Origin of the sequence: Novosphingobium aerophilum, assembly GCF_014230305.1 — a bacterium.
Lineage (GTDB): Bacteria > Pseudomonadota > Alphaproteobacteria > Sphingomonadales > Sphingomonadaceae > Novosphingobium > Novosphingobium aerophilum.
In genome coordinates this window covers 115355-130145 of record NZ_JACLAU010000004.1, presented here as the reverse complement: position 1 = coordinate 130145, position 14791 = coordinate 115355, and the positions used below count along the sequence as shown (strand labels likewise).

Here is a 14791-nt window from a genome sequence, read left to right as displayed (position 1 = left end):
TTGCTGCACTGCGGCACCTGTGCAACAGAACGTGTAAAGGAGCCGCCGCTTGGCCAGTAATGAATCTTACCGTGGCGTTGAACAAGGCGGATCAGCCGGGCCGGACCCGTGCCAGCGACATGGACATGGGCATGGACATGGGTATGGTCACGAGCACGGGCATGGGCACGGCCACGGACATGGGCACGGACACCACCATCTCCCCGCCAGCTTCGGACGGGCTTTCGCCATCGGGGTCCTGCTCAACTCGGTCTTCGTCGCGGTCGAGGCCGGATTCGGCATTGCCTCGGGATCGATGGCGCTGGTCGCGGATGCGGGCCACAACCTGTCGGACGTGCTCGCGCTGCTGATCGCCTGGGGGGCCAGCACCCTCGCCGCCCGCCCGCCTTCCGCCCGGTTCACTTACGGGTTCAAGAGCTCGTCGATCCTGGCCGCGCTGGCCAATGCCGCCCTGCTGCTGATCGCGCTGGGGGCCATCACCATCGAAACCCTGCACCGGCTGATCGCGCCGGCGCCTGTCGCGGCCGATACGATGATCATCGTCGCGCTGGTCGGGATCGTGATCAACACCGCCACGGCCCTTCTTTTCCTGCGCGGGCGGGACCATGATCTGAACGTGCGCGGCGCCTTCCTGCACATGGCCGCCGATGCCGCGGTGTCGGCCGGGGTGGTGCTGGCCGGGCTGCTGATCCGCGATACCGGTCTGTGGTGGATCGATCCGGCCACCAGCCTGGCCATCGTCGCAGTGATCGCGTGGGGCACCTGGGGCCTCCTTAAGGATTCGCTGCGGCTTGGCCTGCTGGGCGTGCCGCCGGGGATCGATCAAGCCAGGGTGCGTGAGGTGCTGACGGCCCTGCCCGGGGTGTCCGCCGTCCATGATCTCCACATCTGGCCGATGAGCACCACCGAAACCGCGCTGACCGCCCACCTCGTCATGCCCGAGGGCTGCCCCGGTGACACCTTCCTCCACGATCTGGCCCACCGCCTGGAACACGATTTCGGCATCGGCCACGCCACCGTCCAGATCGAGCGACAGGCCGACGCCAGTTGCGCGCTGGCCGCCGATCACGTGGTCTGAAGGGCAGGACCGGCCGCGCCGCTTGCCGCCCCGCCGTCCCCCCTCTAGGGCTCGGCGCCATGGCTTCATCGTCTTCCTCCGACCCAGCCGCGCCGCGGGGCAGTGGCCTGCCCCAGGCCTTCGCCGCCTATGCGATCTGGGGGCTGCTGCCGATCTACCTGCATGCCACCAGGGGCGTGCCGGCGGCGGAATTTGTCGGCTGGCGGGTGGTGCTGACTGTTCCGGTCTGCCTGGGCCTGATCCTGGCGACCGGACAGGCCGGTGAACTGCTGGGCGTGCTGCGCGATCCGCGCCGGCTGGCCGCGCTGGGCCTCAGCGCGGCGCTGATCGGGGCCAACTGGCTGATCTACATCGCTGCGATCCAGGCGGGCCATGTCCTGGCGACGTCGATGGGCTACTACATCAATCCGCTGCTCAACATCCTGCTGGGCACCCTGTTCCTGGGGGAACGGCTTGCGCCACGGCAATGGCTGGCCGTGGCCGTGGCCGCCGCCGGGGTGATGGTGCTGGCCAGTGGCGCGCAGACCGCAGTCTGGCTGAGCCTCAGCCTCGCCGCGACCTTCGGGTTCTATGGCCTGGTGCGCAAGCTGGTGCCGGTCAGCGCGGTGACGGGGCTGACGGTCGAAACCCTGGTGCTGCTGCCGGTGGGGCTGGCGGTGGTCGGGTGGTATGCGGTGCAGCCCGCCGGAACCAGCCTGACCCACGGTCCGGGCACGGCGGCCCTGATCGTCGCCGCGGGCCCGATCACCGCCGTCCCGCTGCTGCTGTTCGCCGCCGCGGCGCGCCGCCTGCCTTACGCCACCATCGGCTTCATCCAGTTCATGTCGCCGACGCTGGTGTTCATCCAGGGCATCTGGCTGTTTCATGAGCCGATCAACCAGCGGCAATTGGTCTGCTTCGCGCTGATCTGGACAGCCTGCGCGATCTATTGCTGGGACCTGCTGCTGCGCCGGCGACAAGCCCCCGCCTGATCCTTTCACGAATTCGCCGGGGACCGTCCTTTGGGACAGTGTCCGGCGGGACAGGTCACAAGCCCGCCAAGGCTTCCCATCTGGGATAACGGAAGGGCCGGTGCGCGGTTTCGTGCCACCCGGCTTGCCGCATCACTCCCCCACGGCAGCCCCGCCGCACCGACCCTTCTCCCTCAGCCAATGGAGAGACCAAGCCCATGACCATCCGTTTCCCCCGCACCGCGGCCCTGCTGCTGGCCGCTGCCGTGCCGCTCGCCGCCACGCCCGCCCTGGCCGAACACCATCAGGGCCACAGCCAGACGATCGTCCAGGCGGCCGCCGGTTCGGCCGATCACACCACGCTGGTCGCCGCGGTGAAGGCTGCCGGGCTGGTCGACGCGCTGAGCGGCACCGGCCCGTTCACCGTCTTCGCCCCCACCAACGCCGCCTTCGGCAAGCTTCCGGCCGGGACGGTGGAGACGCTGCTCAAGCCCGAGAACAAGGCCCTGCTGACCAAGATCCTGACCTATCACGTGGTGGCGGGCAAGATCACCGCGGCCGATGCCATCGCCGCGATCAATGCCGGTGGCGGCAAGGCGGCACTGACCACCCTGGCCGGGACCACGCTGACCGCGACGATCGAGGGCGGCAAGGTTGTCCTGACCGACGCGAAGGGCGGCAAGGCCACCGTGATCGCCGCCGATGTGGGCGGCAGCAACGGCGTGATCCACGTCACCGACGCGGTCTCGCTGCCGGGCTGATCCCGCCGGCGCTGACGCCGCACAAAAGCCGCCCCGGAACTTCGGTTCCGGGGCGGTTGTGTTTCAGCGGTGTCGAAACATCAGGGCCGCGGAAGGCTCAGGCCGCCTGTTCCTTGCCCTTGTGGACGCGGACCGGCTCCTTGCGGCCCTCGACCACGTCCTTGTCGACCACGACCTCGGCAATGCCTTCTTCGGTCGGGATGTCGAACATGGTGTCGAGCAGCAGGCCTTCGACGATCGAGCGCAGCCCACGCGCGCCGGTCTTGCGTTCGATCGCCTTCTTGGCGATCGCCTCGAGCGCGTCGTCGGTGAAGGTAAGGGTCACGTCCTCCAGCTCGAACAGCTTGGCGTACTGCTTGACCAGCGCGTTCTTGGGTTCGCGCAGGATCTTGACCAGCGCCTCGATGTCGAGATCGTTCAGGGTCGCGATCACCGGCAGGCGGCCGACGAACTCGGGAATCAGGCCGAACTTGAGCAGGTCTTCCGGCTCGGCCTTCTGCAGCAGCTCGCCCACCTTGCGCTTGTCCGGATCGGCCACGTGCGCACCAAACCCGATCGAGCGCTTCTGCAGGCGATCGGCGATGATCTTTTCCAGGCCCGCGAAGGCGCCGCCGCAGATGAACAGGATGTTGGTCGTGTCCACCTGCAGGAATTCCTGCTGCGGATGCTTGCGCCCGCCCTGCGGCGGCACCGAGGCGGTGGTGCCCTCCATCAGCTTGAGCAGCGCCTGCTGCACGCCCTCACCCGAGACGTCGCGGGTGATCGAGGGGTTTTCGGCCTTGCGGCTGATCTTGTCGATCTCGTCGATGTAGACGATGCCGTGCTGGGCCTTCTCGACGTTGTAGTCGCTCGCCTGAAGCAGCTTGAGGATGATGTTCTCGACGTCCTCGCCCACATAGCCGGCCTCGGTCAGCGTGGTGGCATCGGCCATCGTGAAAGGCACGTCGAAGGTCTTGGCCAGGGTCTGGGCCAGCAGCGTCTTGCCCGAACCGGTCGGCCCGACCAGCAGGATGTTGCTCTTCGACAGCTCGACGTCGCCGCCCTTGCCGCTGTGCTTCAGCCGCTTGTAGTGGTTGTGCACTGCCACCGAGAGCACGCGCTTGGCGCGGTCCTGGCCGATCACGTAATCGTTGAGGGTCTCGAAGATGTCCTTCGGCGTGGGGACGCCGCCATCCTTCTTGCCCGCGATGCCGGCCTTGGTTTCCTCACGGATGATGTCGTTGCAGAGCTCGACGCATTCATCGCAGATGAACACCGTGGGGCCCGCAATGAGCTTGCGCACCTCGTGCTGCGACTTCCCGCAGAAGCTGCAGTAGAGGGTGCTCTTGGCGTCCGATCCGCTCAGTTTGGTCATCTCTTGTCCTGTTCGCCCCCGCGCGGGACGACTCGCCGAGTGTAGCCCGACGCGGGGTTTTATCAACTTCGCGCTGTAAACGCGCTATCCTTGCAGGGGCCTGAAGGTCCCCTCGTCGCAACTACGTGCGAACCCGGAAACCGTTCGCACGCGGTGAGCATCAGGCCATCGGGTCCGGTTCGCCGCCGACGGTGTCCGTCGCCGGGCGGCTGTCGAACACCTTGTCGACCAGTCCGAAGGCCAGGGCCTCTTCCGCCTCGAGGAAGGTGTCGCGGTCCATCGCCTTCTCGATCTCGTCGAGCGACTTGCCCGTGTACTTCACGTACATGTCATTCAGGCGCTTGCGCATCCGCAGGATCTCGCGCGCCTGGATCTCGATGTCGGAGGCCATGCCGCGCGCCCCGCCCGAGGGCTGGTGGACCATGATCCGCGCATTCGGCAGGGCGATCCGCATGCCCGGTTCACCGGCCGCGAGCAGGAAGCTGCCCATCGAGGCGGCCTGGCCGATGCACACGGTCGACACGCGCGGCCGGATGTACTGCATGGTGTCGTGGATCGCCATGCCCGCCGTCACCACGCCGCCCGGCGAGTTGATGTACATCGAGATGTCCTTGGAAGGGTTCTCCGATTCCAGGAACAGGAGCTGGGCAACGATCACCGAGGCCATGTGGTCCTCGATCTCGCCGGTGATGAAGATGATGCGTTCGCGCAACAGGCGCGAATAGATGTCGAAGCTGCGCTCGCCACGGCTGGTCTGCTCGACCACGACAGGCACGAGCGCGCCGGTAACCGGATCGACAGTGAACTTACCCTGCGCGCCGGCGGCGCCGAACAGATCGAGCATGAAGGTCCCTCGTTGATTGCGACGGCCTATGTCGCGTGCCCCGTCGCGATGTTCAAGGGCGTTTACCGTGAAATGCTGGTGATGAGGTGAAGATGGAACACCCGACCCGGTTCGCCGATCCAGCAAAAAGGGGCGCACCTTGCGGCGCGCCCCTCCCGAATGTCAGCCGACTGGCCCGCTGATCAGGCTTCGGCCTTCTTCTTGGCCGGAGCCTTCTTCTTCGGCGCCGGAGCGGCCTCGGCCTCGGCAGCCGGAGCCTCGGCCTCGGCGGCCTTCTTCTTGGCGGGCGCCTTCTTGGCCGGCTTCACCTCTTCGGCGGCGGGAGCGGCGTCCTCGGCAGCCTTCTTCTTGGCCGGAGCCTTCTTCTTGGCGGCGGGCTTGTCACCGTGGTCATGGCCGCAGTCCGGACCATGGACGTGGCCTTCCTCGGCCTCGATCGCGGCCTGCAGCTCCTCGCGGGTCACGCTCCGCTCGGTCACTTCGGCCTTGTCGAACAGGAAGTCGACCACCTTGTCCTCATAGAGCGGCGCGCGGAGCTGGGCCGCGGCGAGCGGTTCCGAACGGATGTACTCGACAAACCGCTGGCGGTCCTCGGGGCGGTACTGCTGGGCCGCCTGGTTGAGCAGCATCGACATTTCCTGCGCGGTCACCTCGACCCCGTTGGCCTGGCCGATCTCCGACAGGAGCAGGCCCAGCCGCACGCGGCGCTCGGCGATCTTGCGGTAATCGTCCTTTTCGGCCTCGATCTCGGCCAGGGCGGCGGCAGGGTCTTCCTCGCCGGCGGCTTCCTGGGTCAACTGCTGCCAGATCTGGTCGAATTCGGCCTCGACCATGCTCGGCGGCACTTCGAAATCGTGGCCGGCGGCCAGGATGTCGAGCAACTGGCGCTTCATCTGGGTGCGGGTCAGCCCGGCAGTTTCCTGCTCCAACTGGCCGCGCAGCAGGCCCTGCAATTGCTCCAGGCTCTCGAGGCCCAGGTTCTTGGCGAAGTCATCGTCGATCTTGGTCTCGCCCGCGATCTTCACGGCCTTGACGGTGATGTCGAAGGTCGCTTCCTGGCCGGCCAGGTGAGCGGCGGGGTAGTCCGCGGGGAAGGTCACCTTGATCTGGCGCTCCTCGCCGGCCTTGGCGCCGACCAGTTGCTCCTCGAAGCCCGGGATGAACCGGCCCGCGCCCAGTTCGATCGCGGTGTCCTCGGCCGAACCGCCCTCGAAGGCCTCGTCGCCCAGCTTGCCGACGAAGTCGATCACCAGCTGGTCGCCGTTCTCGGCCTTCTTGCCCTTCTTCGCGTCAACGAAGCTCTTGGCGCCCGACGCGATCCGCTCGACCGCCTCGGTAACCGCCTCGTCCGAGACCGGCACGACCAGCTTTTCCAGCTTCAGCCCGTCCAGCGACGGCGCGGCGATGGTGGGGAGCACTTCCAGGCTGACGGTCAGCTCGGCGTCCTGGCCCTCGGCATAGCCTTCGCCCAGGCTCACCGCAGGCTGGACCGCCGGGCGCAGTTGCTTGTCGGCCACCAGCTTGTCCATCGCCTCACGGATGGTGGTGTTCAGCGCTTCCTGGTGAATCGCCGGACCATGCATCTTGCGCACGAGGTTGGCGGGCACCTTGCCCGGGCGGAAGCCCGGCATGCGCACCTGCGGGGCGATCTTGGTGATCTCGCCCTCGACCCGCTCGGCGATCGCCGCGGCGGGGATGGTGATCGTGTAGGCGCGCTTCAAACCCTCGTTGGTGGTCTCGACAATCTGCATGACAATAAGTGCCTTCTCAAAAACGCCGATGCGCTCCGCCGTCTCGCTCTACCGGTGGCTGAACTGGTGCGGGCGAAGGGACTCGAACCCCCACATCTTGCGATACTGGAACCTAAATCCAGCGCGTCTACCAGTTCCGCCACGCCCGCGAGCCGACGAAGCCCGAAATCCGAAGGGCAGGCCCGTAGCGGGCTGGCGCGAAAAGGGCAAGCGTTGGCGGCACATGGCCCGAACGGGCGGAACCGGGGGCGGTTTCGGACGCTGGGAGGGCGACCCAGCAGGAGACTGACCAATGGCCACCCAGCCCGCCCCCAGCGACCCGACCACCCCGATCGACCCGACCCTGCCGGATGAACTGATCCCGGTGATCGCTCCCGAACCGCCCCCTGCGAACCCTGACGGGTTCCCGGAGATTGCCCCGGACGACGACGTTCCCGACCGCGCTCTCCCGGAATGGCCGGAGCTCTAGCCGAGCGGACAGGGTTCGGTGGTGCTTGGAACGACCGAACTGGGTGGAGAGCTGCCATGGGGCGCACGGGGACGGGGCCGGCCAACCCGGTGCTAACCCGAAAAAGATCATCGTCGTCCCGGGCTTGACCCGGGACAGGGCTCTTCTTACCCGGCCGTTGCGAACCAAGCCCTGCCCCGGCTCAAGGCCGGGGCGACGATCAAGGGGTGGGCGTTTGCTCTGCGTGGAGAGAATCTGGATGTCCGACTTCAGGCGCTAGCCGCCCCCGCACCACTCGGCCCGGCCCGTCCGCCCGTTCCTACCGCAGCAACCCCGCCAGCCAGCGGGTCAGCGGCCCGGGCTGGGCCGCAATGCGTCCGGCCGCCGCGGACGGCGGGCAGCCGAGGCAATAGGCCTGGGCCCCCTGCCCGCCGACCACCCGTTCCGCGCTGGCCAGCGTGCCGAGGAGCCTGTCCTGCTGGCGCGCCGCCAACTGGGCGAAGGCATCGCCCTCCGGCGCCTCGCTCTCGTCGTCGCGGCCGAACAGCTTCTGCAGCAGCGAGGCATAGCGGTTGTCGCTCTGCCCCAGGTACAGCGGGCTCCACGCGCCCTGGCCGAGCTTGGCCTGGCCCGCCACCCAGTTCAGCGCGTCATCGAGCGAGCCGAATTGATCGACCAGGCCGATCTGGCGCGCGGTCCCGCCGTCCCAGATGCGGCCCTGCGCCACGGCATCGATCTGCTGCGGGGTCTTGCCGCGCGATTTCGCCACCAGGCCCAGGAAGCGCTGGTAGCCGCCCTCGATATTGGCCTGCAGCACGGCCTCCACCTCGGGGGTGAAGCCCCCGAACACGTCGGGCTGACCGGACAGCGGCGTGGTGCGGACCCCGTCGGACTTGACCCCGTAATCGGCCAGGGTCCGTTCGAACGAGGGGATCACGGCGAAGATGCCGATCGATCCGGTGATCGTGCCGGGTTCGGCGAAGATCCGGGTGCCCGGCGTCGACACCCAGTACCCGCCGCTGGCCGCCAGATTGGCCATCGATACGGCCACCGGCACGCCCTTGGCCTTGATCCGCTCGATCGCGCCGCGGATCCGTTCGGACGCCATGACCGATCCGCCCGGCGAATCGACCCGGATCACCAGCCCGGCAAGATCGGCGGCCTGGCTGGATTCGAGCAGCTCGGCGATGCGATCACCCCCTGCCGTCCCGGGCCCGGCATCGCCGTCGACGATCTCGCCGGCGACGGTCACCACCCCGATCCGCTTGCCCCCGCTCGGGGCCGGATTGGCGGCGATCCAGGTGCGCAGCGAGGTGTGGGCGAAGGCGCCGGGGGTCTTGTCGGAATCGTCCTTGCCGACCAGCGCCGCGACCCGGTCGCCGAAGGCGGCACGGTCGCCGATCCTGTCGACCAGGCCGGACGCGGTCGCCGCCCTGGCGCTATCGCCGCCGGCCGCCTTGATCGTCTGGGCCAACTGCGCCGAGGCGAGCTCAAGCTTGGCCGCCGGCCGGGCCTTGCGGACATTGTCCTGCCATTGCCCATAGATCGCCTGGAGCACGGCACCCCGCGCCTCGCGCGCCGGGCCCGACATCTCGGTCCGCTCGAACGGCTCGACATAGTCCTTGTAGGTGCCCACGCGATAGACGTGGACGTTGACCTTGAAGCGATCGATCAGCCCCTTGAGATAGGGGGTCTGCCCACCCGGGCCCTGAACGAAGGCGCTGCCCAGCGGATGGATCCAGACCTCGCTGGCATGCGCGGCCAGCAGCACGCTGTCATCGTCGTAGACCGTGCCATAGACCAGCACCGGCTTCTTCGCCGCGCGGACCTGGTCGAGCGCCTCGCCGATCTCGCTGAGATGGACGAAGCCGCCGCCGCGAAACCCGGTCAAGTCAATCGCCACGCCCTTGATCCGGGCATCACTCGCCGCGGCCCGGATCGCGCGGACCAGATCGCGGGCGCGGTACTGGGTGACCGGCATCGAGCGGCTGGCCAGCGCGCTGAGCGGATCGACCTGCTCGGGCTCTTCCACCACGGCGCCCTTCAGCCGCAGCAGCAGGGCCCCCTCGCGCACCTGGGCGGGACTGGGCCGGCTCGACAGCCCGGCATAGAGCGCCCCGAAGAACAGGAGCATCAGCAGCAGGACCAGCCCGTCCTTGATCGCGACCAGCAGCTTCCAGACCTTGCGCGCGAAAATCATCGGTTCTTGTCCGTCCCGCAGCGGAGGAGCGCGGGCCCGGGGCCCGGATCCTCCCGGTTGAGCCTCCAAGATAGGCGGGCGCGGGAAATAAGAAAGTGGACAGTTGCGCGGGTGGCTTGTTGCCACGGCATGGCGCGGCTAGTGCGCTGTCTTCAATGACAGCGCCATCTCTCCCGAACACCGGCCGCTACCCTGCGGGCGGAGCCGCTTTCCCGCATCGCGACCTGCTGGGGCTGGCTGGCCTGGCCCCGCATGAGCTGCTCTACCTGCTGGACGAGGCCGAACCGTGGGTGGCGCTCAACCGCCAGCCGCACAAGCGGGCCGAAGTCCTGGCCGGGCTGACGATCATCAACGCCTTCTTCGAGAATTCCACGCGGACCCTGCTGAGCTTCGAGATCGCGGGCAAGCGCCTGGGGGCCGACGTCGTCAACATGCATGCCGCCACCTCCAGCGTGAAGAAGGGCGAGACGCTGATCGACACCGCGCTGACGCTCAACGCCATGCGCGCCGATGCCATCGTCATCCGTCATGCCAGTTCGGGCGCGGTGCGGCTGATCGCCGACAAGGTGGACTGCCCGGTGCTCAATGCCGGCGACGGCCAGCACGAACATCCCACCCAGGGCCTGCTCGATGCCCTGACGATCCGCAGCGCGCTGCGCGCCCGGGGCGAGACGGGCGAGCCCTTCGCCGGGCTCAAGGTGGTGATCTGCGGCGATATCCTGCACAGCCGGGTCGCGCGGTCGAACATCCACGCCCTGACCACGCTGGGTGCCGAGGTGCGCGTCTGCGCCCCTCCGGCGCTGATGCCGGCCGAGATCGAGCAGCTCAAGGTCACCCCCTTCCACGATTTCGACGCGGCGCTGGCCGGGGCCGACGTGGTGATGATGCTGCGGCTCCAACTGGAACGGATGCAGGGCCAGTTCGTCCCCTCCCCGCGCGAGTACCGCCATCTCTATGGCCTGACGCTCGACCGGCTGGCCCGGGCCGCGCCGGGGGCGCTGGTCATGCATCCCGGCCCGATGAACCGCGGGATCGAGATCGACAGCAACGTGGCCGATCATCCGGCTGTGTCGCTGATCACCACGCAGGTGGAAATGGGCGTGGCGATCCGCATGGCCTGCCTGGACGTGCTGACCCGCCGCGCGCGCGGGGTGGAGGGCTGGGCATGATTTCGGCGCCGCTGACCATCATCAACGCCCGGCTGGTGCTGCCCTCGGGCGATCCTGTTGCCGGGGCCCTGCGCACCGAGGGCGACCGGATCGTCGCCCTCGGGCCCGACGTGGTGCCCGCCCCGGACGACCGGGTGTTCGATGCCCGGGGCCAGCTCGTGACCCCGGGGATCGTCGATCTCGGGGTCTTCGCGGTCGACAAGCCGGCCTTCCACTTCGGCGGGATCACCCGCGCCGCGCTGATGCCCGACCAGGGACCACCGCTCGACCATCCGGCCCGGGTCCGCTTCGCCGCCCAGAGCGGCAAGCCCGGGCTGTGGGTCCACCCCCTCGCTGCCGCAACCCGCGCGCTCGACGGCAGCGAGATCGCCGAGATCGCCCTGATGCGCGATGCCGGGGCCCGGGCGGTGAGCACGGGACGGGCGTGGATCGCCGATTCGGGGACCATGCTGCGGCTGCTGCGCTATTGCGCGATGCTCGATCTGGTGGTGGTCAGCCACGCCGAGGACAGCGGGATCACCGGCCAGGCGGTCGCGACCGCCTCGGAGATGGCCACCAGGCTGGGCCTGCCCTCGGCTCCGGCCGAGGCCGAAGCGCTCGCCGTCGCCCGCGACATCGCCCTGGCCGAACTGGCCGGCGCGCGCCTGCACCTGCGGCAGGTGACCACTGCGGCCGGGCTCGATCTGGTGCGCGCGGCCAAGCGGCGCGGCGTCGCGGTCACCGCCGGGGTCACGCCGGCGCACTTCATGCTGTCGGACACGGCGCTGGCGGGCTTCCGCACCTTCCTGCGGCTGTCTCCGCCGCTGCGCTCGGAAGCCGATCGCAAGGCGGTGATCGCGGCGATCGCCGACGGTACGATCGACGTGATCGCCTCGGGCCATGATCCGCGCGGGCCAGAGGACAAGCGCCTGCCCTTCGCCGATGCCGAACCCGGCATGGCCGGGGCCGAGACCGTGCTGCCGATGACGCTATCGCTGGTGCGCGACGGGGTGATCGACCTGGCCCGCGCGTTCCGCCTGCTGGCGGCCACCCCCGCCACCCTGCTGAATGTGCCCGCCGGGGTGCTGGCGATCGATCATGCCGCCGATCTGGCGGTGATCGATCCGGACCGGCCGTGGATCGTCGATTCGGACAAGATGGCCGCCAGCGCGGGCAACACCCCGTTCGACCGCCAGCCGGTCCAGGGCCGCGTCACCGCGCTGTTCAAGGGCGCGGCCCAGGTGGCGTGACGCCCGACCGAACGGGCACCGCGGACAAGAAAAAACCCCTCCGAGGGATGTCGGAGGGGCTGAACAAGGTTGGTCGATGGGCCGGGTATAGACCGTCAAATCCTGTCGAAGCGTTAACGCCGCGCGCGCTGCGGGCCCGATAGGTCGCGACCGGGCAACACCGGCACGGCGGTGGGGCGCAGCGGCGTGGCATAGGCGAAGCAGGCCCCTCCGCCGGACTTGACCTGCGAACAGAGCCCGCTGGCCGCGCCCGAACCGTTAAGCCCGGCAGCCGCCACACGCCACAGCTGCTTGCCGCGCACATTGGCCTGGGTGATCGTCATCCGGAAGCTGGCAAGGTGCGGTGTGCGCTGGACGAAGATGCCCCAGGCGCGCCGCGCGCCCTGCTTGCTGGAGAAGGCGCCCAGTTGGACCAGGTGGGTGCCGCGCACGGCGCTGACCGCTGCGGCCGCCATCAGGGCCGGGCGCGCCGAGCGTGCGGGCTTGGGGGTGAGCCGGGCAAAGGCCGAGGCGACGCTGGGGCGCGGCAGGGCCTTGCCTGCGGGTTCGGCCGCCGGCTGATCGGTCTGGGCCGCCAGGTTCTGGGTCACGGCCACCGATTCCGCAGTGGCGGGGGTGGCGGGCAGTTCGTCACCGGCCTGGGCAAGAGCCGTAGCGGCGACCGGAGCCGGCGCGGCCGGCAGCGGACGGGCGGACTGGGCGGCAAGCTGCTCGCCCACCGGATCGCTGCGGAGCGCCAGCGCGGCCGGCTGGCCGGGATCGCTGCGGAGCGCCAGCGCGGCCGGCTGGCCGGGATCGCTGCGCAGCGGTGCGCCGATCAGGCCGGCAACGCGTTCCTGGGTCCGGTCCGGCAGCGCGGAGAGCGCCCAGATCGCCATGCGGCGGTCCAGTTCGGCCGCGGGCAGGTCCTGCGCGGCCATGACGCGCGCCTCGGTCCAGCGGCCGGACAGGGCATAGGCATAGGCCAGGTTCTGGCGCAGCTTGGGCGTGCTCTCGCCCGAGCGGGCGGCGTCGCTGAGGATCGCCACGCCGCGCGCGGGTTCCCCCGCCAGAGCGAGGGCGAGGCCCAGGTCGCTCGCCGGAATTTCGGCGCGCCAGTCGTCCAGCAGGGCGACGGCCTCGCGCTGGCGGCCGAGGCCGATCTGCGCCAGCGCCAGGCCAAGCGCGGTGCGCGCGCTGTTGTCGCCCAGCGACATCGCATCATCGAAGGTCGTCGCAGCCGACTGGAAACGCCCGGCCGCGAGGTAGGCCTGGGCCAGGGCGGCGCGTGCGGCGGCATCCTGCGGCGCCCGCTGCACGGCCTGTTCGGCCTTGGCCAGAGCGCGATCCGCGGTGCGGACCGAAGCCGCCGGCTCGGCCGAGGCCGAACGCGGCGATGCCGAACCGGCGCAACCGCCCAGGATCGACAGCGAGGCCGCAATGCTCACCGCTGCCGCAGCGCGGCTCAGCAACGGACCAGGGAATTCGCGCGAGGTGTTCATGGCAAGGTCCTGTCAGGTCAGGCGATCCGCTGGGCACCGCCAACGGCGGCCAGCGGGTTGAGGTCGGGCTGTTGGTCGAGAAAACGATCGACGGCTTCGGTCACCAGCGACTGGGCACTGCGCGCCTGCAGCGCACAGGCGACCCGCAGGCGATAGTGGCGGTCCGGATCCAGCCGCAGCGTGAAGGCCGCGGTGCGGGTCCGTCGGGTGATCGCGCGGGTGCCGATCTCGCCGAGCGAGGCCGGTCGCGCGGCTGCGGACCGGGCGGACGGCGCGGCGGGCGCCTCGCGCAGGAGGGGCACCACCTCGGCCGGGGCCGGCTTGGAGGCGAGCAGTTGGGCCGGCGGTTGGGCCGGCGCCGCAGCGTCCGGCAGGGGGTCCTGCATCGGCTCAAACACCACCACGGCCAGCGGAGCGGTCATGTCGGCAGGGGCCGGAGCAGGCTGGACCGATGCCGGCGCCACGTCGAAACCCATGTCGTTCCAGCCGAGATCGCTGAGCGGATCGTGGCGGGGCGCTTCGGCCGAATCATGGGCCGGGTCATGCAGGGCCGAGCGCATGGCGGGGCGCGCACCACCCTTGCGGGCGAGCAGCGCGGAGGACAGCGAGGCGAAGGCGCGGGAGCTGGTCATCGGCGGCGCTCCCTCACGAACCGGCGACGCGGCGGCCGAAGCCGCCGACCGGACGATGCACCGCGGCATGACCCGGCGTTGCCGCCGGCGCCGCGAAAACGGTGCGACGGAAGTTCTTCTCGAGCCGGTCGGCCACGTAGTTCCACAGCGCGGCAACCTCCATCGCGGAGCGGCCGGTGGGATCCACCTCCATCACGGTGCGTCCGTCGATCATCGACGCGGCGAAATCGGTGCGCTGGTGCAGGGTGATCGGGGCGACAGTGCCGTGCTGCGAGAGCGCGATGGCCGCCTCGCTGGTGATCCGCGCCTTCGGGGTGGCCGCGTTGACCACGAAGATCAGTGGCTTGCCGGCGCGCTCGCACAGATCGACCGTGGCCCCGACCGCGCGCAGGTCATGCGGGCTCGGCCGGGTCGGCACGACGACCAGTTCGGCGACCGCGATGACCGACTGGATGGCCATGGTGATCGCCGGCGGGGTATCGATGACGGCCAGCTTGAAGCCCTGCTGGCGCAGCACCTGGAGATCGGCCGCGAGCCGCGCCACGGTGGTCTGGGCGAACGCCGGCATGTCGGCCTCGCGCTCGTTCCACCAGTCGGCCAGCGAACCTTGCGGGTCGATGTCGATCAGCACCACCGGCCCCGCCCCGGCCCGCTGGGCCTGCACGGCGAGATGGCCGGACAAGGTGGTCTTGCCCGATCCACCCTTCTGCGAAGCCAGAGCCAATACACGCACGGTCTAAGTCCCCCGGAATACCGGCTAATCTGCCAAATCCGGGGCAACAAACCACGCGCACCCCTAAGATCGGGTTAACTGGCGGGGGGCGGGAAAAGCGGGTGTAAAGGAAGATTGGCAGTAAGGACAAAGTCTTTGCCACGAGTCCCGCGGTTGTGGCA

General features: G+C 69.4%; 13 protein-coding genes and 1 tRNA gene. 6 read left to right on the top strand and 8 right to left on the bottom strand.

The genetic code is table 11. The features are described 5' to 3' along the window. Nucleotides 1-229 precede the first annotated feature (229 nt). From H7F49_RS05000 to H7F49_RS04990, 3 genes are all read left to right on the top strand, one after another. Nucleotides 230-1078: a cation diffusion facilitator family transporter gene (locus H7F49_RS05000; RefSeq protein WP_328806530.1), complete on the top strand. Its 849-nt coding sequence runs from the start codon at nucleotides 230-232 to the stop codon at nucleotides 1076-1078. Between the two features lie 59 nt (nucleotides 1079-1137). Next, complete coding sequence (gene rarD / locus H7F49_RS04995) at nucleotides 1138-2049, top strand: EamA family transporter RarD (protein ID WP_185682469.1); 912 nt, start codon at nucleotides 1138-1140, stop codon at nucleotides 2047-2049. Nucleotides 2050-2246: 197 nt separating this feature from the next. Next, the gene (locus tag H7F49_RS04990) at nucleotides 2247-2789 is read left to right on the top strand and encodes a fasciclin domain-containing protein (RefSeq protein WP_185682468.1); all 543 of its coding nucleotides are present in this window, start codon (nucleotides 2247-2249) and stop codon (nucleotides 2787-2789) included. A gap of 97 nt (nucleotides 2790-2886) precedes the next feature. On the opposite strand, the gene clpX is transcribed toward H7F49_RS04990, so the two are convergent. The 4 genes from clpX to H7F49_RS04970 all read right to left on the bottom strand — a co-directional run bounded on the left by clpX (nucleotide 2887) and on the right by H7F49_RS04970 (nucleotide 6887). After that, the gene (gene clpX / locus H7F49_RS04985) at nucleotides 2887-4143 is read right to left on the bottom strand and encodes an ATP-dependent Clp protease ATP-binding subunit ClpX (protein WP_185680247.1); all 1257 of its coding nucleotides are present in this window, start codon (nucleotides 4141-4143) and stop codon (nucleotides 2887-2889) included. Nucleotides 4144-4303: 160 nt separating this feature from the next. Then, entirely contained in the window at nucleotides 4304-4987 is a 684-nt protein-coding gene (clpP, locus tag H7F49_RS04980; RefSeq protein ID WP_185682467.1) for an ATP-dependent Clp endopeptidase proteolytic subunit ClpP, read from the bottom strand. Between the two features lie 182 nt (nucleotides 4988-5169). Further along, nucleotides 5170-6738, bottom strand: coding sequence for a trigger factor (gene tig, locus H7F49_RS04975; protein ID WP_185682466.1), 1569 nt, complete (start codon nucleotides 6736-6738; stop codon nucleotides 5170-5172). Nucleotides 6739-6802: 64 nt separating this feature from the next. Further along, nucleotides 6803-6887: transfer RNA gene (locus H7F49_RS04970), tRNA-Leu, on the bottom strand. A 143-nt stretch (nucleotides 6888-7030) separates the two neighbouring features. Between H7F49_RS04970 and H7F49_RS04965 the strand changes: the two genes are divergently transcribed. Next, nucleotides 7031-7207: a hypothetical protein gene (locus H7F49_RS04965; RefSeq protein WP_185682465.1), complete on the top strand. Its 177-nt coding sequence runs from the start codon at nucleotides 7031-7033 to the stop codon at nucleotides 7205-7207. 298 nt (nucleotides 7208-7505) lie between these two features. Here the strand turns inward: H7F49_RS04965 and sppA are convergent, their stop codons facing one another. Next, the gene (gene sppA, locus H7F49_RS04960) at nucleotides 7506-9386 is read right to left on the bottom strand and encodes a signal peptide peptidase SppA (protein WP_185682464.1); all 1881 of its coding nucleotides are present in this window, start codon (nucleotides 9384-9386) and stop codon (nucleotides 7506-7508) included. A gap of 155 nt (nucleotides 9387-9541) precedes the next feature. Between sppA and H7F49_RS04955 the strand changes: the two genes are divergently transcribed. Together H7F49_RS04955 and H7F49_RS04950 are read left to right on the top strand one after the other, a co-directional pair. After that, nucleotides 9542-10555 carry an aspartate carbamoyltransferase catalytic subunit gene (locus tag H7F49_RS04955; RefSeq protein WP_185682463.1) on the top strand — a complete coding sequence of 338 codons (1014 nt, stop codon included), beginning with the start codon at nucleotides 9542-9544 and terminating at the stop codon, nucleotides 10553-10555. Next, nucleotides 10552-11784 carry a dihydroorotase gene (locus H7F49_RS04950; protein ID WP_185682462.1) on the top strand — a complete coding sequence of 411 codons (1233 nt, stop codon included), beginning with the start codon at nucleotides 10552-10554 and terminating at the stop codon, nucleotides 11782-11784. The genes H7F49_RS04955 and H7F49_RS04950 overlap by 4 nt, the downstream gene beginning before the upstream one ends. 113 nt (nucleotides 11785-11897) lie before the next feature. Here H7F49_RS04950 and H7F49_RS04945 read toward each other — a convergent pair whose 3' ends face one another. The 3 genes from H7F49_RS04945 to H7F49_RS04935 are packed head-to-tail and all read right to left on the bottom strand — an operon-like array spanning nucleotide 11898 to nucleotide 14630. Continuing rightward, nucleotides 11898-13265, bottom strand: a complete 1368-nt coding sequence (locus H7F49_RS04945; protein ID WP_185682461.1) for a tetratricopeptide repeat protein — start codon at nucleotides 13263-13265, stop codon at nucleotides 11898-11900. A 17-nt stretch (nucleotides 13266-13282) separates the two neighbouring features. Beyond that, on the bottom strand, nucleotides 13283-13897 hold the full coding sequence (locus tag H7F49_RS04940) for a hypothetical protein (protein WP_185682460.1): 615 nt from the start codon (nucleotides 13895-13897) through the stop codon (nucleotides 13283-13285). Between the two features lie 13 nt (nucleotides 13898-13910). Further along, nucleotides 13911-14630 carry a ParA family protein gene (locus H7F49_RS04935; RefSeq protein WP_185682459.1) on the bottom strand — a complete coding sequence of 240 codons (720 nt, stop codon included), beginning with the start codon at nucleotides 14628-14630 and terminating at the stop codon, nucleotides 13911-13913. Nucleotides 14631-14791 lie beyond the last annotated feature (161 nt).

Bases quoted from the DNA above. Each gene is read 5' to 3' on its own strand.
- rarD (WP_185682469.1), top strand. From the start codon at position 1,138: ATGGCTTCATCGTCTTCCTCCGACCCAGCCGCGCCGCGGGGCAGTGGC.
- H7F49_RS04990 (WP_185682468.1), top strand. From the start codon at position 2,247: ATGACCATCCGTTTCCCCCGCACCGCGGCCCTGCTGCTGGCCGCTGCC.
- clpX (WP_185680247.1), bottom strand. From the start codon at position 4,143: ATGACCAAACTGAGCGGATCGGACGCCAAGAGCACCCTCTACTGCAGC.
- clpP (WP_185682467.1), bottom strand. From the start codon at position 4,987: ATGCTCGATCTGTTCGGCGCCGCCGGCGCGCAGGGTAAGTTCACTGTC.
- tig (WP_185682466.1), bottom strand. From the start codon at position 6,738: ATGCAGATTGTCGAGACCACCAACGAGGGTTTGAAGCGCGCCTACACG.
- H7F49_RS04965 (WP_185682465.1), top strand. From the start codon at position 7,031: ATGGCCACCCAGCCCGCCCCCAGCGACCCGACCACCCCGATCGACCCG.
- sppA (WP_185682464.1), bottom strand. From the start codon at position 9,386: ATGATTTTCGCGCGCAAGGTCTGGAAGCTGCTGGTCGCGATCAAGGAC.
- H7F49_RS04955 (WP_185682463.1), top strand. From the start codon at position 9,542: ATGACAGCGCCATCTCTCCCGAACACCGGCCGCTACCCTGCGGGCGGA.
- H7F49_RS04950 (WP_185682462.1), top strand. From the start codon at position 10,552: ATGATTTCGGCGCCGCTGACCATCATCAACGCCCGGCTGGTGCTGCCC.
- H7F49_RS04945 (WP_185682461.1), bottom strand. From the start codon at position 13,265: ATGAACACCTCGCGCGAATTCCCTGGTCCGTTGCTGAGCCGCGCTGCG.
- H7F49_RS04940 (WP_185682460.1), bottom strand. From the start codon at position 13,897: ATGACCAGCTCCCGCGCCTTCGCCTCGCTGTCCTCCGCGCTGCTCGCC.